Source organism: Thermus sediminis, assembly GCF_003426945.1.
Taxonomy (GTDB): domain Bacteria; phylum Deinococcota; class Deinococci; order Deinococcales; family Thermaceae; genus Thermus; species Thermus sediminis.
Genome location: NZ_QURO01000004.1, coordinates 1,833,352 through 1,852,838, shown reverse-complemented (window position 1 = coordinate 1,852,838; position 19,487 = coordinate 1,833,352). Strand labels below are relative to the sequence as shown.

At 68.1% G+C, this 19,487-nt stretch carries 18 protein-coding genes and 1 pseudogene; 11 read left to right on the top strand and 8 right to left on the bottom strand.

Annotated features, from left to right (window positions below):
• Positions 1 to 125: 125 nt before the first annotated feature.
• Positions 126 to 917 carry an FAD-dependent thymidylate synthase gene (gene thyX / locus ATI37_RS10575; RefSeq protein ID WP_117238313.1) on the top strand — a complete coding sequence of 264 codons (792 nt, stop codon included), beginning with the start codon at positions 126 to 128 and terminating at the stop codon, positions 915 to 917.
• Here the strand turns inward: thyX and ligA are convergent.
• Positions 914 to 2,941: an NAD-dependent DNA ligase LigA gene (gene ligA, locus ATI37_RS10570; RefSeq protein WP_117238312.1), complete on the bottom strand. Its 2,028-nt coding sequence runs from the start codon at positions 2,939 to 2,941 to the stop codon at positions 914 to 916. The genes thyX and ligA overlap by 4 nt on opposite strands.
• 59 nt (positions 2,942 to 3,000) lie before the next feature.
• On the opposite strand from ligA, the gene ATI37_RS10565 reads away from it, so the two are divergent.
• Both ATI37_RS10565 and ATI37_RS10560 read left to right on the top strand, forming a co-directional pair.
• Positions 3,001 to 4,125, top strand: coding sequence for a BMP family lipoprotein (locus ATI37_RS10565; protein WP_117238311.1), 1,125 nt, complete (start codon positions 3,001 to 3,003; stop codon positions 4,123 to 4,125).
• A gap of 55 nt (positions 4,126 to 4,180) precedes the next feature.
• Positions 4,181 to 5,680, top strand: a complete 1,500-nt coding sequence (locus ATI37_RS10560) for an ABC transporter ATP-binding protein (RefSeq protein ID WP_117238310.1) — start codon at positions 4,181 to 4,183, stop codon at positions 5,678 to 5,680.
• 42 nt (positions 5,681 to 5,722) lie between these two features.
• On the opposite strand, the gene ATI37_RS10555 is transcribed toward ATI37_RS10560, so the two are convergent.
• Genes ATI37_RS10555 through ATI37_RS10535 form a run of 5 tightly spaced genes read right to left on the bottom strand, consistent with a single transcriptional unit; the run spans position 5,723 to position 9,901 of the window.
• The gene (locus ATI37_RS10555) at positions 5,723 to 6,664 is read right to left on the bottom strand and encodes a hypothetical protein (RefSeq protein ID WP_117238309.1); all 942 of its coding nucleotides are present in this window, start codon (positions 6,662 to 6,664) and stop codon (positions 5,723 to 5,725) included.
• Positions 6,665 to 6,670: 6 nt separating this feature from the next.
• Positions 6,671 to 7,528: an OstA family protein gene (locus ATI37_RS10550; protein ID WP_117238308.1), complete on the bottom strand. Its 858-nt coding sequence runs from the start codon at positions 7,526 to 7,528 to the stop codon at positions 6,671 to 6,673.
• Entirely contained in the window at positions 7,525 to 8,097 is a 573-nt protein-coding gene (locus ATI37_RS10545) for a hypothetical protein (RefSeq protein ID WP_117238307.1), read from the bottom strand. Before ATI37_RS10545 ends, ATI37_RS10550 begins: the two co-directional genes overlap by 4 nt.
• 28 nt (positions 8,098 to 8,125) lie before the next feature.
• A complete protein-coding gene (locus tag ATI37_RS10540; RefSeq protein WP_117238306.1) occupies positions 8,126 to 9,148 on the bottom strand; it encodes a lipid II:glycine glycyltransferase FemX in 1,023 nt (340 codons plus the stop codon).
• 3 nt (positions 9,149 to 9,151) lie between these two features.
• Positions 9,152 to 9,901, bottom strand: coding sequence for a response regulator (locus tag ATI37_RS10535; RefSeq protein WP_117238305.1), 750 nt, complete (start codon positions 9,899 to 9,901; stop codon positions 9,152 to 9,154).
• A gap of 49 nt (positions 9,902 to 9,950) precedes the next feature.
• On the opposite strand from ATI37_RS10535, the gene pheA reads away from it, so the two are divergent.
• Positions 9,951 to 10,772, top strand: a complete 822-nt coding sequence (gene pheA, locus ATI37_RS10530) for a prephenate dehydratase (protein WP_198665550.1) — start codon at positions 9,951 to 9,953, stop codon at positions 10,770 to 10,772.
• On the opposite strand, the gene ATI37_RS10525 is transcribed toward pheA, so the two are convergent.
• Positions 10,769 to 11,401 carry a CBS and ACT domain-containing protein gene (locus ATI37_RS10525; RefSeq protein WP_117238304.1) on the bottom strand — a complete coding sequence of 211 codons (633 nt, stop codon included), beginning with the start codon at positions 11,399 to 11,401 and terminating at the stop codon, positions 10,769 to 10,771. The two genes, pheA and ATI37_RS10525, sit on opposite strands and share 4 nt — an antisense overlap.
• 83 nt (positions 11,402 to 11,484) lie before the next feature.
• On the bottom strand, positions 11,485 to 11,928 hold the full coding sequence (locus tag ATI37_RS10520; RefSeq protein ID WP_117238303.1) for a hypothetical protein: 444 nt from the start codon (positions 11,926 to 11,928) through the stop codon (positions 11,485 to 11,487).
• Positions 11,929 to 12,027: 99 nt separating this feature from the next.
• Here ATI37_RS10520 and ATI37_RS10515 point away from each other — a divergent pair, with 99 nt between their 5' ends.
• From ATI37_RS10515 to ATI37_RS10485, 7 genes and pseudogenes are all read left to right on the top strand, one after another.
• Positions 12,028 to 12,519: an OmpH family outer membrane protein gene (locus ATI37_RS10515; RefSeq protein ID WP_117238302.1), complete on the top strand. Its 492-nt coding sequence runs from the start codon at positions 12,028 to 12,030 to the stop codon at positions 12,517 to 12,519.
• A gap of 58 nt (positions 12,520 to 12,577) precedes the next feature.
• Entirely contained in the window at positions 12,578 to 15,145 is a 2,568-nt protein-coding gene (locus ATI37_RS10510) for a DNA translocase FtsK (RefSeq protein ID WP_198665549.1), read from the top strand.
• Between the two features lie 19 nt (positions 15,146 to 15,164).
• Positions 15,165 to 15,563: an S-adenosylmethionine decarboxylase gene (speD, locus tag ATI37_RS10505; RefSeq protein WP_117238603.1), complete on the top strand. Its 399-nt coding sequence runs from the start codon at positions 15,165 to 15,167 to the stop codon at positions 15,561 to 15,563.
• A 2-nt stretch (positions 15,564 to 15,565) separates the two neighbouring features.
• Positions 15,566 to 16,480, top strand: coding sequence for a polyamine aminopropyltransferase (gene speE, locus ATI37_RS10500; protein ID WP_117238300.1), 915 nt, complete (start codon positions 15,566 to 15,568; stop codon positions 16,478 to 16,480).
• 54 nt (positions 16,481 to 16,534) lie between these two features.
• Positions 16,535 to 17,170 carry a DsbA family protein gene (locus ATI37_RS10495; protein WP_117238299.1) on the top strand — a complete coding sequence of 212 codons (636 nt, stop codon included), beginning with the start codon at positions 16,535 to 16,537 and terminating at the stop codon, positions 17,168 to 17,170.
• Positions 17,171 to 17,227: 57 nt separating this feature from the next.
• Positions 17,228 to 18,750 (top strand): annotated as a pseudogene (locus tag ATI37_RS10490) (cation:proton antiporter domain-containing protein).
• Positions 18,737 to 19,471 (top strand): YebC/PmpR family DNA-binding transcriptional regulator, encoded by a 735-nt coding sequence (locus ATI37_RS10485; protein WP_117238298.1) that lies wholly within the window; start codon positions 18,737 to 18,739, stop codon positions 19,469 to 19,471. The pseudogene ATI37_RS10490 and the gene ATI37_RS10485 overlap by 14 nt, the downstream one beginning before the upstream one ends.
• The last annotated feature ends 16 nt before the right edge of the window (positions 19,472 to 19,487 follow it).

The window sequence follows — 19,487 nt, the reverse complement described above, 5'->3', positions numbered from 1 at the left end:
ATAGGCCCAAAGGCCAAGCCTAGGCTCGGTAGCGCCCTTGGGGCCACGTGAAGGCGAAGGGGGTCCTGGCCCGCATGCCCTAAGGGTAGCGGGGAAAGGGCAGGGAAACAAGTAGACTTAGGGGCATGGAGCGCATTCCCGTCCTGGACAAGGGCTTCGTGCGTCTGGTGGAGGCCATGGGGGACGATGCCGCTATCGTCCAGGCGGCCCGGGTCTCCTACGGCGAGGGCACCAAGACGGTGCGAGAGGACAAGGCCCTCATCGACTACCTCATGCGCCACCGCCACACCAGCCCCTTTGAGATGGTGGAGTTCAAGTTCCACGTCAAAGCCCCCCTCTTCGTGGTGCGCCAGTGGTTCCGCCACCGCACGGCGAGCGTCAACGAGATCTCCGGCCGCTACTCGGTGCTCAAGGAGGAGTTCTACGAGCCCCCGGCGTGGCGGAGGCAGGCCAAGAGGAACAAGCAGGGCTCGGAGGGTTTGTTGGCAGACGAAGAGGCTTCCCTTCTCCTAAAGGAGGTGGAGGCCAACGCCTACCAAGCCTACCGGGCCCTCCTCGCCAAGGGAGTGGCCCGGGAGATGGCTCGGATGGTCCTCCCCCTGAACCTTTACACGGAGTTCTACTGGAAGCAGGATCTCCACAACCTCTTCGGTTTCCTCAAGCTCCGCCTCGCCCCCGAGGCCCAGTGGGAGATAAGGCAGTACGCCAAGGCCATCGCCGAGATCGTCAAGGCCCGCGTGCCCTTGGCCTGGGGGAGTTTTGAGGAACACGCCCTCCACGGGGCGAACCTCTCCCGCACCGAGCTAGGGGCCCTGAGGGGCCTCCTGACCCCCGAGGTCTACGAGAAGGCCTTAAAGGAGCTTGGCCTTTCCGAGTCCCGCATTCAGGAAGCCTTGGAAAAGGTCTTCGGTCCCTAGGCGGGGAGGACGTCCGTCAGCTTCTTTCCCGTCTTTTCCTCCACCAGGCGGAAAAGCGCCTCCTCGGTGAGGGTAGGGACCCCCAAGGCGCGGGCCTTCTCCAGCTTGCTCCCCGGGCTTTCCCCCACCACCAGGAAGCTGGTCTTGCGGCTCACGGCGTCGGTCACCTTGGCCCCAAGCCGCCGGAGGAGAGCCTTCACCTCCTCCCTTGGCCGGGAAAGCTCCCCGGTGATGACGAAGCTGAGCCCCTTCAGGGCCTCCCCTTCCCGCTCCTTGGCCGCCATCTCCACCCCGGCCTCCCTCAGGCGGCGCACCAGGTCGCGGAAGGCGGGGTCCTTTAGGGTCTCCAGGATGGCCCTCGCGGTGAGCTCCCCCACCTCCTCCACCTCCAAAAGCTCCTCCAGGCTAGCCTCCTGGAGGTGGTCCATTTGCCCGAAGCGGAGGGCCAGGTTCCGGGCCAGGACCTCCCCCACCCCGGGAAGGCCCAGGGCGTAGAGGAGGCGCTCCAAGCCCCGCCCCTTGCTCTCCTCAATCTGGCGGAGGAGGTTCTGGGCGCTCTTCTCCCCCATCCTCTCCAGGCCCACCAGGTCCTCCTTCCCGAGGCGGTAGAGGTCCGCCACATCCCTGACAAGACCCTTTTCCAGAAGCTTCTCTATGAGCTTCTCCCCCAAGCCCCCGATGTCCATGGCCTTGCGGGAGGCATAGTGGCGGAGGGCCTCAAAGCGCTTGGCGGGGCACAAGGGGTTGGGGCAGCGGTGGACCTTGCCCTCCCTGAGGAGGCGGTGGCCGCACTCGGGGCAGGCCTCGGGCCAGAGGATGGGCCTCTCCTCCCCTGTCCGCCTCTCCTTGAGGACCCGGAGCACCTCGGGGATGACCCCGCCCGCCTTGTGCACGAGAACCCAGTCCCCAATGCGGATGTCCAGCTCCTCCATGTAGCCCTCGTTGTGGAGGGTGACCCGGCCCACCTCGCTTCCCCCTAGGAAGACGGGCTCCAGGAGGCCCACCGGGGTGATGCGCCCGGTCCGCCCCACCTGGAAGGCCACCTCTAAAAGCCGGGTCTCCTTCTCCTCGGCGGGGAACTTGTAGGCGAGGGCGAAGCGGGGGGCCCTGGCGGTGTAGCCCAGCTCCCGCCAGAGGGCGAGTTCGTCCAGCTTGACCACCACCCCGTCCGCCTCAAAGGGGAGGTTGGGCCTCTCCTCCAGCCAGGCCCGGTAGACCTCCTCCACCCCTTCCGCCCCCACGGCCCGGGCGAAGCCGTGCTCCACGGGGAAGCCCTTCTCCTGGAGCCAGAGGAGGAGGTCGTGCTGGGTCCTGAGGCCCGACTCCTCCAGCCCAAGCCCCAGGGTGTAGAACGTGGCCCTAAGGCCCCTTTTGGCGGTGATCCTGGGGTCTTTTTGCCTCAAGGACCCGGCGGCAGCGTTCCGGGGGTTTTTGAAGATCCGCTCCCCCCTTTCCTCCAGCTCCTCGTTGAGCCTCAGGAAGGCCGCTATGGGCATGTAGACCTCGCCCCGGACCTCGAGGCGGTCCGGGACCCCCTCTAGGCGGCGGGGGAGGGTGGGGATGGTGAGGAGGTTCTGGGTCACCTCCTCCCCCGTCTCCCCGTCCCCCCGGGTGGCCCCCCATACCAGGATGCCCCCCTCGTAGTAGAGGTTCACGGAAAGCCCGTCCACCTTGGACTCCACCGTATAGGCGAATGGGCCCCTCCGCCCCAGGGCCCGCTCTATCCGCTCCTCAAAGGCCCTGACCTCGTCCAGGGTGAAGGCGTTGTCCAGGGAGTACATGCGGCTTGGGTGGCGGATGGGCCGGAAGGTGGCCTCCAGGGGCCTCGCCCCCACCTGCTCCGTGGGGGAGTCGGGGCTTTTGAGCTCGGGAAAGCGCTCCTCCAGATCCTTGAGCTCCCCAAGGAGCCGGTCGTACTCGGCGTCGGAGATCTCCGGGGCGTCCAGGACATAGTAGAGGTAGTTGTGGTGGCGGATGAGGTCCCTGAGCTCGTTCACCCGCCTGCGGGCCTCCTCGAGGGTCATGCCCTAAGTTTACCCGGATGGGTATAATGGCCCCCGGCGAAGAGCCGCGGGAGGTTGAGATGAAACGAGCCTTGTTGCTTGTCGCAGCGATAGCCCTAGGCTTCAGCCTGGCCCAGGTCCGGGTGGGGATCGCCTTTGATGCGGGCGGCAAGTTTGACCGCTCCTTCAACCAGTCCGCCTGGGAAGGGGCCCAGAGGGCGGCCAGGGAGCTCCGGGTGCGCGTCTTTGACTTTGAGCCCGCCGACCCCTCCCAGGTGGGGCAGGGGATCCGCACCTTCGCCCAGGAGGGTTTTAACCTGGTGATCGGGGTGGGCTTCGCCAACGAGCCCCCCATCACCGCCACCGCCAGGGAGTTCCCCAGGGTGAACTTCGCGGTGATCGACGCCGTTCCCGGCGAGGGGCGGCTTCCCAACGCCTTGGGCCTCATGTTCCGCGAGCAGGAGGGCAGCTTCCTGGTGGGCTACATCGCCGGGAAGATGACCCGCACCGGGGTGGTGGGCTTCATCGGGGGGATGGACATCCCCCTCATCCACAAGTTTGAGGCAGGCTTCCGGGCCGGGGCCCAGCTGGCCTTCCGAGAGGACAACATCCAGGGCCGGGTGCTGGTGGGCTACGTGGGCAACACCCCCGCTGCCTGGAACGACCCCGCCAGGGCCAGGGAGATCGCCGCCGCCCAGGTGCGCCAAGGGGCGGACATCATCTACGCCGCCGCCGGCGGCTCGGGCGTGGGCCTCATCGACTACGTAAAGCAGACCCGGTGCCTCAGGGAGGGGGGCAACGTCCGTTTCGTGCGCCGGGCTGACCCCTACGCCCAGGTGCCCAAGTACCCCGAGTACACCCGGACCTGCGGCACCGACGGCAGCCGGGTTACCCCCCTCTTCTTCATCGGCGTGGACGCCAACCAGAACTACCTAGGGGACACGGACAACAACCCCGCCACCCTGAACCACGGCCTCACCTCCATGGTCAAGAGGGTGGACGTGGCCACCTACGAGGTCATCCGGAGCGTGGTGCAGGGGACCTTCAGGGGCGGGGTCCAGGAGTTCGGCCTGAACAACGACGGCGTAGGGTACGCCCTGGACGAGTACAACCGGGCCCTGATCCCCGCGAGCCTGGTCAACCGGGTGGAGGCCCTCAGGCAGCAGATCATCCGCGGCCAAATCCGGGTGCCGGACAGGCGCTAGGCCGGCCATCTCCCTGGGGGCCTCGGCCCCCGGGGTTTTGCCTTATACTCCGGCCGTGGGCAAGGCCTTGGTCCTGAAGGAGATCACGAAGCGCTTCCCCCTGGTCCTGGCCAACGACCGCATAAGTCTGGAGCTGGAGTGGGGGGAGGTGTTGGCCCTGGTTGGGGAGAACGGGGCGGGCAAGTCCACCCTGATGAAGATTGTCTACGGCCTCCAGCCCCCCGATCGGGGGGAGATGTGGGTAGACGGGAAGCCCTACAGGCCCAGAAGCCCACTGGACGCCATTCGGGCCGGGATCGGCATGGTGCACCAGCACTTCATGCTGGTGGAGCCCTTCACCGTTTTGGAAAACCTGGTGCTGGGCCTCGAGCCCGGAAGCCCCCTCTTCCTGAACCTGGAGGTGGCCCGGGAGCGGGCCTTGAGGCTCATGGAGGAGCTGGGCTTCCAGGTCCCCCTGGACGAGCGGGTGGAAAACCTCCCCGTGGGGCTCCAGCAACGGGTGGAGATCCTGAAGGCCCTCTACCGAAAGGCCAAGATCCTCATTCTGGACGAACCCACCGCCGTCCTCACCCCCAAGGAGGCGGAGGAGCTCTTCCGCTTCCTCCGCGGCTATGTGGCCAAGGGGAACGCCGCCATCTTCATCAGCCACAAGCTGAAGGAGGTCCTGGAGGTCTCGGACCGCATCACGGTGATCCGGGACGGGAGGGTGGTGGGCACGGTAAGGACCCAGGAGACCTCCGTGGAGGCCTTGGCCCGGATGATGGTGGGCCGGGAGGTGGTCCTCAGGGTGGAGAAGGGCCCCGCCAGGCCGGGGGAGGTGGTCTTGGAGGTGGAGGGCCTCGAGGCCCCGCCCCGCCTCAAGGGGGTGAGCTTTAGCGTGCGGGCGGGGGAGATCGTGGGCATCGCCGGGGTGGAGGGGAACGGCCAGACGGAGCTAGTGGAGGCCCTCACCGGCCTTCGCCGCCACCGGGGGGTGGCCCGCTACCTGGGCAAACCCCTTCCCTCCTCGGCCCGGGGTGTGAGGGAACTTCGAGTGAGCCACGTGCCCGAGGACCGGCTGGCCCGGGGCCTGGTCCTGGACTTCTCCGTCAAGGAAAACGCCATCCTGGGGGACCAGTACCGCCCCCCCTTCCGCGGTTTCCTGGGTTTCCTGGACCAAGGAGCCATGGAGGCCCACGCCAGGGCCTTGGTGGAGCGCTTTGACGTCCGCCCCCGCGCCACGGAGCCTTCCGCCCGCCGCCTCTCCGGGGGCAACCAGCAGAAGATCGTGGTGGGGCGGGAACTCCTCCGGGGCCCCAGGCTCCTGATCGCCGCCCAGCCCACCCGGGGCGTGGACGTGGGGGCCATTGAGTTCATCCACAAGGAGCTTTTAGCAGCCCGGGACCAGGGCCTGGCGGTGCTTCTGGTCTCCGCCGACCTCTCGGAGATCCTCGCCCTTTCCGACCGCATCCTGGTCATGCACGGGGGCCGGATCGTGGGGGAGCTCACCCCCGAGGAGACCACGGGGGTTGATGAGGAACGCCTGGGCCTTCTGATGGCGGGAGTCCCCGCCTGATGCCACCCCATCCTGGCCCAAGGCCCCGGTCCAGCTAGGCGCTCATTCGCGGAACTCCCCCTGGACCTGGAGGAGGACCACCACCTCCCCCGTCCTCAGGGCGTAGCGCACCCGCTCCCCCCGCACAAAGCCCCTCTCGTCCCGGCTCTCCACCCCACCATAGAGGTAGGCGTACCCCTCCTTCTCCTGGAGGAGGGCCCTTTCCGCCTTGGTGGTGCGCCCCCCCTGGACGAACTCCACCCCGCCCAGGAGCCACAGCCGGTCCTCATCCAGGAGGTAACGCAGGCCTCCCGCCCTGCCTCTTAGAGGCCTCTCCCCCTCCCTCTGGACCTCGAGGGGACCTTCCACGAGGGCCTCCCCGGTCTCGTTGCGGTAGCGGAGGCGGCTGCCCTTGACCCGCACCGCTCCCTGGGCCAGCCACACCTCCCCCGGCCTGGGATCCAGGAGAAGGTACCCTTCCTCCTCCAGAAAGCGGGCCCCGCCCCCGGAGAGGAAGAGGGCCTCCCCTCCTCCCCGCTCCACCACGCCCAAAGGCCCCCGGGCCTCCACCTCCTCCCCCAGGCGCACCTCCACCCCCTTGGGGTCGTAGAGGACGAGGCGCAGGTAGCGCTCCGCCTTCCCCTCCCCCGCCCGCCTCAGGCGCATCAAGTAGGGGAGGCCTTCCCTTTGCAGGTTGGGGTTGAAGGCGACCTCCACCCGCTCCCCGGCCTCAAGCCCCTCCTCCACCGCGCTCCCCCCATCCAGGAAAAACTCCCTATCCCCAACCCGCGCCCGCTCCCGGGAAAGCTCCCTTAGCTCCCCCACGTGGAGGTCGCCGTAGTCGGCGTAGAAGAGGCTCCCCTCCTCCCCGCTCACCCAGGCCACCACCCTCTTGTCCTTGCGGAGGAGCTCCACCTGGGGGCGGAAGACCTCCTCCTGCACCTCCGCCAGGACCAGGCCGAGCCCCAGGAGGGGGACCAGGAGAAGGGCGCGGGAGGAGGGCACGGGGGCTCACCTCTCGCCGAGCTTGCGGAACTCCTCCACCGGGAGGCGGAAGGGGCGGCCGTAAACCCGGACCTGCTGGCGGTTCACGTTGTGGAGGAGGGTGGAGCCGGAAAGGCGGAAGCCCTCCTTCCTGTTCTCGCTGACCGCGGGCCTCCCCAGCACGATGGCCTCCCCCGTGGTGTCGTCGTAGTAAAGGCTCTCCCCTGTGGTCAAGAGGTCCCCGTCCTGGAGGCGTACCCCTCCGGTGGCGATGAGCCTTCTGGACCCCGTGAGGCTCCGCACCTCCCGGGCCCGGATCACCAGATCCCCCTCCCTGCGCTTGCGGATGAGGACCACCTCCCTGGGGTCGGTGAAGACCGCCAGGCCCCTCTCCTCCTCGTAGTAGACGAAACCCGCCCGGCCCTCCTGGTTGCCGCTCCTGAGGAAGGCGTTCTCGCTGGTGGAGGTGTCCGTGTCCACCTGGAAGGTCATGCGCCCCGCCTCCACCTCCACGGGGTCCTCCCCGGGCCGGGGGGCCTGGCGCATCCTGGCCGGGCCCAGAAGCTCCCCCTCCCCGGTGCTCTCCCGGTAGACCAGGACCGGGCCCCGGGCCTCCACCCTGGCCCTCCTCACCACCACGCCCCCCTCAAAGCGGGCCTCCCTCTCCCCCTCCGCCCCCTGCATGGTCTTGCCCCTGGGGGCGGTCAGGGTGGCCCTGGGGGCCTGGATCTCCAGGTCCTTGACCCGGCCCCTCACCCCCCCCTCAAAGGTCCAGGGGCCGAAGCGCAGATCCCCGGAGAGCCTACCGCCTTCCACCTGGATGACCCGCACGCCCGAAGCCGCCAAGGCCACGCCGAAAAGCAGCAACACAGCTAGTCGCGTCACGCGCTACCCCCTTCCACGGTGCAAGGGCCAAAGCTCCCCCCGGCGGGAAACTCAAACCGGGGGCTATCCGCCTCCATCCGCTCCAGGGCGAAGTCCGAGCGGAAGTCCAGGGCCTCCCCCCGAAGGTTGGGGGCCTCGAGGCGCAACCAAGGGGCCAGAAAGCCCTCCTTCTGCCGGATGAGGACCTCCCCCCTTCCGGGAGCGGAGAGCTCCAGGCGGTAACACCCCCTCAGGATCTCCACCCGGGCGTAGGGGGCGCGGAGGTTGTCCCCCGCCTCCACCACCACCTCGGGGGCGAGGAGGCGGAGGTCCAAGCGGCCCTCCACGTACCGGGCCCCGGAAATCCCACCCCGGATGCGGAACACCCCGCCCTCCTCCACCATCTCCTCCGCCCTAAAGCGCCACTCCACCCCTTCCTCCTCGGGGAAGAGGGTGAACTCCACCCCCATGAGGCGCACCCCGGGGCCCGCCTCCGGGGCCCCGGGGGGACGAAGCCAGACCGGGAGCAGGGCAAGGGCGAGCCCGCCCAGAAGGAGGAGGGGAAGGTACCGCCCCACGCCTTCCACCATAGCCCAAACCCTTTGAGAAACATGACGCCTAGCCCAAGACGTCCCGAGGATCCCTCCGCACCCGGAGGTTGACCCAGGTCCTGCGCAGGCGCAAAAGGGCCCTTAGGGGACGGTAAAAGGGGGAGAGGGGCAGGGCGTAGGCCGGAAACTGCACCCTCTTCCCCCCAAACCCCTCCTTGAAGCGGAAGAGGCCCTCGGCGTGGCTCCCCTCTGGGGTCCTGGGCACCCCCCAGAGGTCGTAGACCCGGTAGCCCCGGGCCATCCCGTGGCGGATAGCCGCCAGGTGCATCCCCATGGGGGCCTTGGCCTCGGGGTGCTTGCGGGCGCTGCCCCCATAGAGGTAGGCCACCTTGCCGGCGAAGCCCACGATGAGCCCCGCCGCCAGGGCCTCCCCATCCTTTCGGGCCAGGGCCAAGAAGGCCTCGCCCAGGGGCTGGTTCATCTCCTTGAGGACGGCCCGGTAATACCCCTCTGCGTGTTGGAGCAGCCTAGCCCGGCGGTTGGTCTCCGCAAAGAGGCGGAAAAACTCGGGGAAGGCCTCCTCCCCCTCTATGGCAAGCTCCACGCGCCTCAGGGCCAGGCGGGCGTTCCTGCGGTGCATCTCCTTCATGCCCCTTAGGAGGGCCTCCTCCCCTTGGGTGAGGTCCAGCCAGAGGGAATGGCCAGGCTGGATGGGCTCTTCTTGGAAGAGGCCAGCGAAGGTGGGGGGAGCCTCCCCAACGGGAAGCCCCGCCTCCGGCTCCAGGACCAGGTGGGTGCCCCGCACCCCCTTGGCCAGGGCCCGGGCCACCCGGGGAAGGTCCTCGAGGCGCCCTAGGGCGGGCCCCCTAGGGGCGTAGGCCAGGCAAAGCCCTCCGGGAAGGGGCCTCAGGAGGACCTGGGCAGCCCCGAGGGGGCTTCCTCCCTCCAGGACCAAAAGGCGCCTGGGCTCCCAGCCGGTGAGGCGCTTCACCTCCCCCCAGCCCCAGGACTGGAGGGGGCTGGCGATGGGAAAGCCCGCCACCAGGCGGTTCCAGGCCTCCGATTCCTTGATCTCCACGAGCTCCAGCACCCCTCAAGGGTACAGGAGGGAGGCCAGCTCTTCCACCAGACCGCCCCCCTCCAGGGGAAGCCCTTTGGCTCTCAGGTACTCCTGGAGGGCCTCGGCGAAGCGGGGGTCCTGGACCCGGGAGGCCCGCTCCCCGATGGATAGGAGAGGCCAGCCATAGGCCAGGTGGCCCAGGAGGTCGTAGAGGTCGTATTCCCCCGGGAGGATCCGCCTCAGGAGGGCTTCGGTCCAACCCTTGGCCATGAGGTTCTGCAGGAGGGCCTTTCGGCTTGGCGTCCTCCGCCAAAGGGCCTTGAAGCGCCCCTCCTCGGGCAGGGCCTGGGCCAGGCGGGCCCGCACCTCCTCTAGGGAGGCCACCCGCTCCCCCCCGGGCAGGAGGTAGCCCTCCCGGGCCAGAAGGCCCTCCACCGCTTGCTTCAACCTACGCCCGGTGACGGGCTTTTCCAGGAAAAGGTCGGCCCCCAAGGCCTTCCCCATCTCCCCGAGCTCGCGCCCCCCGCCCGTGAAGAGGATCACCGGCACCTTGGCAAGCCGCCGCACCGCCCGGATGCGGCCCAGGAGGGTGAGGCCATCCATTTCGGGCATCGTGACATCCAAGACGATGAGGTCGGGGGTCTCCTTCCTGAGGTATTCCAGGGCCGCTTTGGCGCCCTCCGCCAGCACCACCTCGTGGCCCGAGCCGCTGAGGACCACCTCGAGGAGGTGGCGGATGCCGGGGTCATCGTCCACCACCAAAAGCCTCGCCACCGACCCCATGCTAACGGAGGAGGCCAAGGGCAGGAAAGGGCCGTGTACCATAGGGATCATGAGGATCGCCTTCCAGGGCACCGAAGGGGCTTACAGCGAGGAGGCTCTCCTCAAGAGCTTTCCTGGAGCCACCCCCCTGGGCTTCCCCACCTTTCACCAGGTCTTTGAGGCGGTGGAGGGAGGAGAGGCGGAGCTCGGGGTGGTGCCCGTGGAGAACACCACCGCGGGGAGCATCAACCAGACCTACGACCTCCTCTTGGAAAGCGACCTCCACGTGGTAGGGGAGATCGTCCACCGGGTGGAGCACTGCCTCCTGGCCCCCAAGGGTACGGAGCTCAAAGACCTGAAGGCGGTGAAGAGCCACCCCCAGGCCCTGGCCCAGTGCGACGGCTTCCTAGCCCGGATGCGCCTCATCCCCATCCCCGTCTACGACACCGCCGGGGCGGCCAGAAGCCTGGCGGAGACGCCCGAGCCTGGGGTGGGGGCCATCGCCTCCAGGCGGGCTGGGGAGCTCTACGGCCTCGCGGTCTTAGCGGAAAACCTAGAGGACTACCCCCACAACTACACCCGCTTCTTCGTCATCGGCCGGGAAGAGGCAAAAAAGGGGGAAGGCCCCCACAAGACCAGCGTCGTCTTCGCGGTGCGCCACCGGCCCGGGGGGCTCTTGGAGGCCCTCAAGGTCTTCGCCGAGGCGGGGGTGAACCTCACCAAGCTGGAGTCCAGGCCCAGGCGGGACAAGCCCTTCAGCTACCTCTTCTACCTGGACCTCGAGGGCCACGTGGAGGACCCGGGGCCCGCCCAGGCCCTCCTGGCCCTCCTCCGCCGGGCCGCCTTCTTGAAGGTACTGGGCTCTTACCCCGCCTTCAGAAACGGGGTCTAGCCCGGGCGCACATCCACCACAAGCTCCCCCGCGGCCCTGAGGCGCTCGGGGACCCCCGCAGCGTCCTCCCCCACCACCCGCAAAACCAGGCGCTGGTACCCGTCATGACGGGCGGCAGTGGCGATGGAGACGATGTTGGCCGGGGGAACCGCTTGGGCCATCCGGGCCAGGGCCCCGGGCGTGTCGGGGATGTCCACGGCGATGCGCAGGCCTCCAAGCTTCAGTCCCAAGACCTCCACGAAGGCCCGGAGCACGTCGGTGACGGTAATGATCCCCACGAGCCCATCCCCCTCCATCACCGGAAGGCCGCCGATCTTCTTCTCCTCCATGATCAGGGCAGCCCTTTCCAAGGGCTCGTCCACCCCCACGGTGATCACCGGCTTGGCCATGACCTCCTCCACCGTGAGCTTGGAGAGGAGGTAGTTCATCTCCCAGACGGAGAGGGTAGTGGCCTTGGAGGGCATGGCGTCCTTGAGGTCCTTGTCGGTGACCAGGCCCACCAGTTTTCCATCCTTGACCACGGGGAGGCGGCGGAACCCCTTCTTCTTCAACAGGTTTATGGCTTCCAAAACGGGGGCATCTGGGGCTACGGTGAAGGGGTCCTTGGTCATCCAGTCCCTGACCAGCATGGTTTCCCTCCACTTCCAGTCTACCGCGGCTCCAGGTGAAGAACGTCCCCGCCCCGAAGGGCGGGGCGAGGGGGGTATCCGGCCTAGCGCAGGTTGGCCCCTAGGACTACCCGGCTCAACCTTTGCCCGCCGAAGCCGGAGAAGTACTCCCCATCTAGGAAGACCCCCGTCCTGGGTTCCAGGAGCACCTCTACCCCTAGGGAAAGGTGGAGGCCCAGGTCCCCCCGGTTGCTAAAGCGCCCAGCAAGCCCCCCGCCGAAGTAGGGCCGGATACCCCTAAGGGCCCGGTCCACCTGGCCCAGATCGGGCTTGAAGAGGACCTCCCCCGCCACGAGGAAGCTGGGGCCCCCGGGGAAGAGGTCGGCGAAGCCCCGGAAGGCCAGGTTGGGCTCCAGGGGAACCTCGAGGCCCAGGCCCAGCCCGGGCCCGGGGTCGGGCAGGGAAAGCCTGAAGCTAAGCGCCCTCTGGGCGGAAGCCAAGGAGCCTAGAACGCCAACCAGCAGAAGGATCCAAACCGCTTTGCGCATATCCCAAACCTCCCGCGGGCATCCTAACCCGTATTCCCCTAAAAGGCAAAGGGATTCCCTCTCACCTTGGGCTAACCCTGGGCCGGTAAGCTTGGCCCCATGAAGCAGCTTCCCCTAGCGGTCCTCTTCCTAGCCCTGCTGGCCCTCCTCACCCCCATGCTGGCCCAGAACCGGAACGTGGCCACCCGCATAGGCTTCGTGGACGCGGACGCCCTGGTCCAGGCCCACCCCGACTACAGGAGGGTGCAGGAGCTCCAGGCCCAAGCCCGCCGGGAGCTCGCCCCTCTGGAGGAGAGGCTCAGGCCCCTGGACCAGAAGGTGCGCGCCGGCCAGGCCAGCGCCAGGGAACGCCAGGACCACGAGGCCCTGATGAAGAGCTACCAGGACACCTTGAAGAAGTGGCAGGATCGGCAGAACGCCCTGCTAAAGCCCATCCTGGAGGAGGTGGACGGGGCCATCGCCAAGGTGGCCAAGGCCCAGGGCTTCGCCGTGGTCATGAGCCGCCAGGTGGCCGCCCAGTCGGGGCTTGTGGTCTATGCGGACGAGGACACCGACCTCACCCAGGCCGTCCTCCGGGAACTGAGGCGCTAGCCCCTTCCCCCTCCCCCCGGGGGCCCCATGATCCCCGGGGCTTTATATAATGCCCCCGATGGCCAAGAGGAAGCCCGCCAAGCCCAACCGGGACCTCGAGGCCCTGGCCGCGCTGGTGGGCGCCTTGGGTTTCTTCCTCCTCGCCCCCCTCTTCCTCCCCACCGCCCTCCTGGGGGAGTTCGTACAGGAGAGCTTCTACCGCCTCCTGGGGCCTCCCGCCTACCTGGTGCCCTTGGCCCTCCTCCTCCTGGCCTACGCCCTCTACCGCCACCACCCCCTCAAGCCCCTCCTCCGCCACCTCCTCTACGCCCACCTCCTAGCCCTGGCCCTTACCCCCCTCCTCCCCCCTTTTGGCCGGCTGGGCTTAGGGCTGAGGCAGGCCCTCGAGGTCCAGGCCGGGGTCCTGGGCCTCCTCCTTCCCGTCCTTTTGGCCTCCTTGGTCCTGGACCTCTGGCGGGGAAGGCCCCCCTTCCACCTGCTCCTGAGCCTCCTGGGCCTGGGGGTGGAGGGGGTGCGGCGGGCGCGCCACGGGATCAAGACCCTCCTCCTCAGGGCCCAGATCGCCCGCCTCGCCCGCCTTTACCCCGAGCACACCACCCTAAAGACCCTGGGCAGGAGCCTCTCCCCAGGGGAGCTCCCCGAAGTGGCGAAGGCCCTAAGGGCCTTTCTGGAAGAGCGGGCCCGGGAGCTGGAAAAGCGCCTTTCGGAAACGCAAAGGCCCCTGGAGCCTAGGCTGCTGGCCCTCCTCCAGGGGCTGGGGAACCCCATCCCCGGGGAAGGCCCCCTGAGGGATGCCCTGGAGGAGAGGCGGGCTGCCCTCCGCCTGGAGGCCCAGGCCCTCATGGCCCGCCTGAAGAGCCTCCACGCCCTCCCCAAGGTGGCCCCAAGCCCCAGGGGGCTCCTCAGGGGCCGCCGCCTCCTAGAGGAGAGGCGGGCCCGCTGGGAGGAGCTATCCGGGCTCCTAGAGGACCTCGAGGCCCGCCATCAGGAGCTCTCCCGCTGGCTCCCCTACCTGGAGGCCTCCCCCGAAGAGGGGAAGGAGGCCCTCCGGGCCCTCCTCACGGGGGGCGAGCCCCCCAGACCCCTTGCCCCTGATCCCCCGGCCCCAAAGCCCCTTGACCTGGACCTGGTCTTTCCCGAGCCCATCCAGGAGCCCAAACCCAAGCGGCAGGTGGACGCGCGGGCGGCCGTGGCCACCCTCGCCCTGCCCGCCCCGGACCTCCTGGACCCCCCCGAGCCCAAGGGAACCCAACGCACCCTGGAGGAGGAGGCGGAGCGGCTCAAGCGGGCCATCGGGGAGACCCTACGGCACTTCGGGGTCCAGGCGGAGGTGGTGGGGCACGCCCGGGGGCCTTCGGTGACCCGCTACGAGCTCCTCCCCGCCCCAGGGGAGAAGATCAGCCGGATCCAGAGCCTGCAAAACGACCTGGCCCGCGCCCTGGCCGTGGGGGCGGTGCGCATCGAGGCCCCCATCCCGGGGAAGAACACCGTGGGCCTCGAGGTGCCAAACCCCAAGAGGGAGCTGGTCCGCCTCTCCGAAGGGGTCCTCTCCCCCGCCTTCCAAAACGCCAAGGCCCTCCTCCCCCTCATCCTGGGCAAGAGCATCGAGGGGGAGATCTGGGTGCGGGACCTCGCCCGGATGCCCCACCTCCTCATCGCCGGGTCCACGGGAAGCGGCAAGAGCGTGGCCATCCACACCCTGATCGCAAGCCTCCTCTTCAAGCACCTCCCCACCTCCTTGCGCCTCCTCCTCATCGACCCCAAGATGGTGGAGCTCACCCCCTACGAGGGCATCCCCCACCTGGTGCGCCCGGTGGTCACGGGCCCCGAGGAGGCAGCCGGGGTCCTCCAGGGGGCGGTGGCCCACATGGAAAGGCGCTACCGGATGATGAGCGGGGTGGGGGCCCGGAACCTGGAGCAGTACAACGTCAAGGTGGGCCCCGAAGAAGCCCTTCCCCACCTGGTCATCGTGGTGGACGAGCTCGCCGACCTGATGATGACCGCCCCCAAGGAGGTGGAGGGCGCCATCCTGCGCCTGGCCCAGATGGCCCGGGCCACGGGGATGCACCTCGTCCTCGCCACCCAGCGCCCCAGCGTGGACATCCTCACCTCCCTCATCAAAGTGAACATCCCCGCCCGCCTGGCCTTTGCCGTCTCCAGCGGCTTTGACTCCCGCACCATCCTGGATGCCCAGGGGGCGGAAAAGCTCATCGGCCAGGGGGATGCCCTCTTCCACCAGCCGGGCCTGCCCAAGCCCGTGCGCCTCCAGGTGCCCTACATCTCCGAGGAGGAGGTGCAGCGCCTGGCCAGCTTCCTCCGGGCCCAGAGTTACGAAGACGGCTTCGCCGAGGCCTACGCCGGGGACTTTGAGCCCCCCAAGGCCGAGGTGACGGGTCCAGGGGAGGTGGACTTCTCCGATCCCCTCCTCAAGAAGGCAGCGGAGATCGTGGTGGAGGAAGGCTACGGTTCGGTGAGCCGCCTGCAGCGCAGGCTCTCCATCGGCCACGCCCGGGCCGGGAAGCTCATGGACGCCCTCGAGGCCATGGGCATCGTGGGCCCGGCCCGGGGGTCCAAGCCAAGGGAGGTCCTCATCACCAAGGAGCAGCTCAAGGACTTCTTTGGCTAGTGTGTTAACATGGGCCCTTGTGGAAACGGTGCCGGGCGGGCGCTGGGTGGCGGAGATCTACGGGTGCGACCTGGACGTTCTGGAAAACCCCAGGATGGTGGAGGCAGCCCTCCTAGACGCAGTGATGCGCCTGGGGGCTCCCAAGGGCTCAGCCCAGTCCGTGGTCTACAAGTTCCATCCCCAGGGCCTCTCCGCTGCGGTGGTGAGCCCGGTGGCCGCGGTGATGATCCACACCTGGCCTGAGGATGGGGCCTCGGCCACCTTGGACCTCTACTTCTACCGGGAGGGGGCGAACCCCGAGGAGGTCTTGAGGGGCCTCTCCCGGGCCTTCGGGGCCAAGGAGGAGTCCGCCTTTCGCTACTGGCGGAGCACGGAGCACGCCATAAGGCGCCGCGCTTTCGGCGCTGAGGAGGGTTAGGTATGGACTACGGCATGCACTTCTTGGAGCACATCACCCCCTACGAGACCTTGCTGCGCCGCTTGGAGCGGGTCATCGCCTCTGGGCGCACGCAGTACCAGGACTACTTCCTCTTTGAAACCAAGATCTTCGGCAAGGTCCTGGTCCTGGACAAGGACGTCCAGAGCACAGAAAAGGATGAGTACATCTACCACGAGACCCTGGTCCATCCCGCCATGCTGGCCCACCCCGAGCCCAAGGGCGTCCTCATCGTGGGAGGTGGGGAAGGGGCCACGCTGAGGGAGGTGCTCAAGCACCCCACCGTGGAACGGGCGGTCATGGTGGACATAGACAGGGAGCTGGTGGAGGTAGCCAAGGCCCACATGCCCGAGTGGCACCAGGGGGCCTTTGAGGACCCCCGTGCGGTCTTGGTCATAGAGGACGCCCGGGCCTACCTGGAGCGCCAATCGGAGACCTACGACGTCATCCTCATTGACCTCACCGACCCCGTGGGAGAGGACAACCCCGCAAAGCTCCTCTACACCGTGGAGTTCTACCGCCTGGTCAAGAGCCGCCTGAACCCCGGAGGGGTCATGGGCATGCAGGCGGGGATGATCCTGCTCAACCACTACCGGGTCCACCCCGTGGTCCACCGCACGGTGCGGGAGGCCTTCCGCTACGTGAGGAGCTACCATAACCACATCCCCAGCTTCTTCCTCAACTTCGGCTTCCTCCTAGCCTCGGACGCCTTTGACCCCGCGGCCTTCTCCGAGGGGGTTATAGAGGCCCGGATCCGGGAGCGGGGCCTCGCCCTGCGCCACCTCTCCTCCCACTACCTTGAGGCCATGTTCGTCCTCCCCAAGGACCTCCAGGAGGCCCTGGAGGCCGAGACCCTGGTCTCCACGGACCAGAATCCCTTCTACCTGGGTCGCCCCTGAGGGAGGGTTCCAGCAGGTCCCCATCGGGGCCAAGGGCTGTGGTAAAGTAAGCCCATGCCGCGGGCTGTCGTGGCCATAGTGCTGGTGCTAGCCCTTCTGGGGTTGGGCTGGATCCTCTTCGGCCCCAGGGGCCAAAGGGGCCTGGACCCCGCTCAAGGGGCCCGCTTCGCCCTGGGTAGGGAGGATGCCCCCCTTGTGGTGGTGGATTTTTCCAACTACCTCTGCGGCCATTGCCAGAACCACGCCCTAAACGTCCTGCCCCGGCTCAAGGCCGAGTACATAGACACCGGCAGGGTGCGCTACGTCTTCCGGGACTTCCCCTTCCCGGGCCAAGCCCATGTGATCCGGGCGGGCGAGGCGGCGGCCTGCGCCCACGAGCAGGGGCGCTACTACGAGTACCACGGGGTTCTCTTCCGTGCGGCAGGAGCCTGGGGGGGGCTTGGGGACACCCCCTTGGACCGCTACTTGACCGACCTAGCGGGACAGCTGGGCTTGGACACGGCGGCCTTCCAGGACTGCCTGGCCTCGGGGCGCATGCGGCAGGGCGTCCTGGCTGACCAGAAGCTGGCCACCGACCTGGGCCTCACGGGGACCCCTACCTTCTTCATCGCTGGGGAAAAGCGCATGGGCTTTATGCCCTACGAGGAGTGGAGGGCCCTTCTGGACCGGGCTCTAGGAGAGAAGGAATAGCCTCCCCGGCCTAGGGGTGGGGTAACCTCCAAGCCGCCCCTTTGCTACCCTTGGGGCGTGGAAGCCCTTTGGGTGGCCGCTGCCTTCGCCTTTGGCCTCCTCGCCAACCGCCTGGGCCTCCCCCCGTGGTGGGGTACCTGGGGGCGGGCTTTGCCCTGCACGCCTTGGGCTTCCGGGAGACCGAGTTCCTGCGCCACGCGGCGGAGATCGGGGTGCTCCTCCTCCTTTTCAGCGTGGGCTTGAAGCTTAGGCTGAAGGATCTCCTCGAGGCCCGGGTCCTCCTCGTGGGGGGGACTCACCTCCTCCTCTTCGCCCTCTTGGCCCTGCTCCTGGTGGGCAACCTCCCCTTGGCCGTGGCCCTGGCCTTCTCCAGCACGGTCCTAGTAGCCAAGCTCTTGGAGGACAAAAAGGAGCTCACCACCTACCACGGGAGGCTTGCCATCGGCATCCTCATCCTCCAGGACCTGGTGGCCGTGGGCCTCCTCACCTTCTACGGCACCCAGGAGGTAAGCCCATGGGCGCTCCTCGTCCTCCTCCGCCCCCCCGTGGCCTGGCTCCTGGAAAAGAGCGGCCACAAGGAGCTACTCGTCCTCTACGGCCTGGGCCTGGCCCTGCTGGGGGGGGAGGGCTTCCGGCAAGTGGGGCTCTCCCCAGAGCTGGGGGCCCTCCTCATGGGGATCCTCCTCTCTGGCCAGGCCAGGGGAGCGGAGATGGCCAAGGCTCTTTGGAGCTTAAAGGAAGCCTTTCTGGTGGCCTTCTTCCTGGAGATCAGCATGAAGCAGGGCCTCCTCGGGGTAGAGGTGGGGCTCCTCTTGGGGCTTCTCCTCCTCTCCCTCCTCAAAGCCCCCCTCTTCCTCCTCCTCTTCCTCCTCATGGGCCTCAGGGCCCGCACGGGCTTTGTGGCCGGGGTGTACCTGGGCAACCACTCGGAGTTCGCCCTCATCGTCGGCGTGGCCCTGGAACGGGCGGGGCTCCTCCCCTCGGGCCTCACCACCCTAGCCCTCCTCGTAGCCCTTTCCATGGGGCTCTCCGCTCCCCTTTCCCGGTATGCCCACACCCTCTACCGCCGCCTCGAGCCCCTCCTCCTGCGCCTGGAGCGCCAGGGGCCCCACCCGGACCAGGAGCCCCGGCGCCTGGACGGAGCCTCGGTCCTCATCGTGGGCATGGGCCGCACCGGGGGGGCGGTCTACCGGGTGCTGGAGGAGCAGGGGGTGACCCCCGTGGGCCTGGACGCCGAGCCAGAGAAGGTGGAGCGCCACCGGGCCAAGGGGCGAAGGGTCTTCTACGGGGACGCAGAGGACCCCGAGCTTTGGGAAAGGCTGGACCTTTCGGGCCTTAAGGCGGTGGTTCTGGCCCTGCCGGACCTGGAGGCCAAGCTCCTTTCGGCCCGTTGGCTCAAGGAGCGGGGCTTCGGGGGGGTGCTGGCCGCCACCAGTTTCCACCTGGAGGAGGACCCCGCCCTGCTGGCGGCCGGGGTAACCCTCCTCTTCCACCCCTTCCGCGAGGCAGGGGAACGCCTGGCGGAGCGGGTCCTGGAGGAGCTAGCTATAATGGGTGAGGTGAGCCATGGCCGGTCATAGCAAGTGGGCCCAGATCAAGCGCAAGAAAGCCGCCAACGACCTAAGGCGTGGCAAGATTATCTCCAAGCACCTTCGCGCCATCCAGGCGGCCGCCAGGGCGGGGGGAAGCCCCTACCCCGAGGCCAACGTCCAACTTAGGAACGCCATTGAGGCCGCCCGGGCCGACGACGTGCCCATGGAGAACATTGAGCGCCTCCTGGCCAAGCTTCAAGGAGGCGGAGAGGGCGCCGAGCAGTACGAGGAGATCGTCTACGAGGGGTACGTCCCGGGAGGGGTGGCCGTCTTGGTCTACGCCCTCACCGACAACCGCAACCGCACCGCCGGCGAGGTGCGCCACGTCTTCGGCAAGCATGGGGGCACCTTGGGCACCTCGGGAAGCGTGTCCTGGCAGTTCGAGCGCAAAGGGGTGATCGTGTGCGAGAACAGCGAGGCGGCCCAGGAAGCCGCCATCGAGCTGGGGGCCCTGGACCTGGAGGAAGAGGGGGAAAGCCTCACGGTCTACACCGAGCCCGCAGAGGTCTTCCGCATCGCCGAGGCGCTGAGGGAGCGGGGCATCCGGGTGGAGGACGCCGAGGTCACCCAGCGCCCCCAGACCCCGGTGGTCCTCCCCCCTGAGGAGGCGGCCAAGGTGATGCGGCTCTTGGAGGCCCTCGAGGACCTAGACGACGTGCAGAACGTCTACACCAACCTGGACCCCGAAAGCCTCCAGGTGGAGGCCTGAAAGCACCTCGCCCTGG

Bases quoted from the DNA above. Each gene is read 5' to 3' on its own strand.
- ATI37_RS10525 (WP_117238304.1), bottom strand. From the start codon at position 11,401: ATGCTGGTCAGGGACTGGATGACCAAGGACCCCTTCACCGTAGCCCCA.
- ATI37_RS10545 (WP_117238307.1), bottom strand. From the start codon at position 8,097: ATGGTGGAAGGCGTGGGGCGGTACCTTCCCCTCCTCCTTCTGGGCGGG.
- ligA (WP_117238312.1), bottom strand. From the start codon at position 2,941: ATGACCCTCGAGGAGGCCCGCAGGCGGGTGAACGAGCTCAGGGACCTC.
- ATI37_RS10535 (WP_117238305.1), bottom strand. From the start codon at position 9,901: ATGGGGTCGGTGGCGAGGCTTTTGGTGGTGGACGATGACCCCGGCATC.
- speE (WP_117238300.1), top strand. From the start codon at position 15,566: ATGGACTACGGCATGCACTTCTTGGAGCACATCACCCCCTACGAGACC.
- thyX (WP_117238313.1), top strand. From the start codon at position 126: ATGGAGCGCATTCCCGTCCTGGACAAGGGCTTCGTGCGTCTGGTGGAG.
- ATI37_RS10485 (WP_117238298.1), top strand. From the start codon at position 18,737: ATGGCCGGTCATAGCAAGTGGGCCCAGATCAAGCGCAAGAAAGCCGCC.
- ATI37_RS10495 (WP_117238299.1), top strand. From the start codon at position 16,535: ATGCCGCGGGCTGTCGTGGCCATAGTGCTGGTGCTAGCCCTTCTGGGG.
- ATI37_RS10510 (WP_198665549.1), top strand. From the start codon at position 12,578: ATGGCCAAGAGGAAGCCCGCCAAGCCCAACCGGGACCTCGAGGCCCTG.
- ATI37_RS10565 (WP_117238311.1), top strand. From the start codon at position 3,001: ATGAAACGAGCCTTGTTGCTTGTCGCAGCGATAGCCCTAGGCTTCAGC.
- pheA (WP_198665550.1), top strand. From the start codon at position 9,951: ATGAGGATCGCCTTCCAGGGCACCGAAGGGGCTTACAGCGAGGAGGCT.
- ATI37_RS10520 (WP_117238303.1), bottom strand. From the start codon at position 11,928: ATGCGCAAAGCGGTTTGGATCCTTCTGCTGGTTGGCGTTCTAGGCTCC.
- ATI37_RS10515 (WP_117238302.1), top strand. From the start codon at position 12,028: ATGAAGCAGCTTCCCCTAGCGGTCCTCTTCCTAGCCCTGCTGGCCCTC.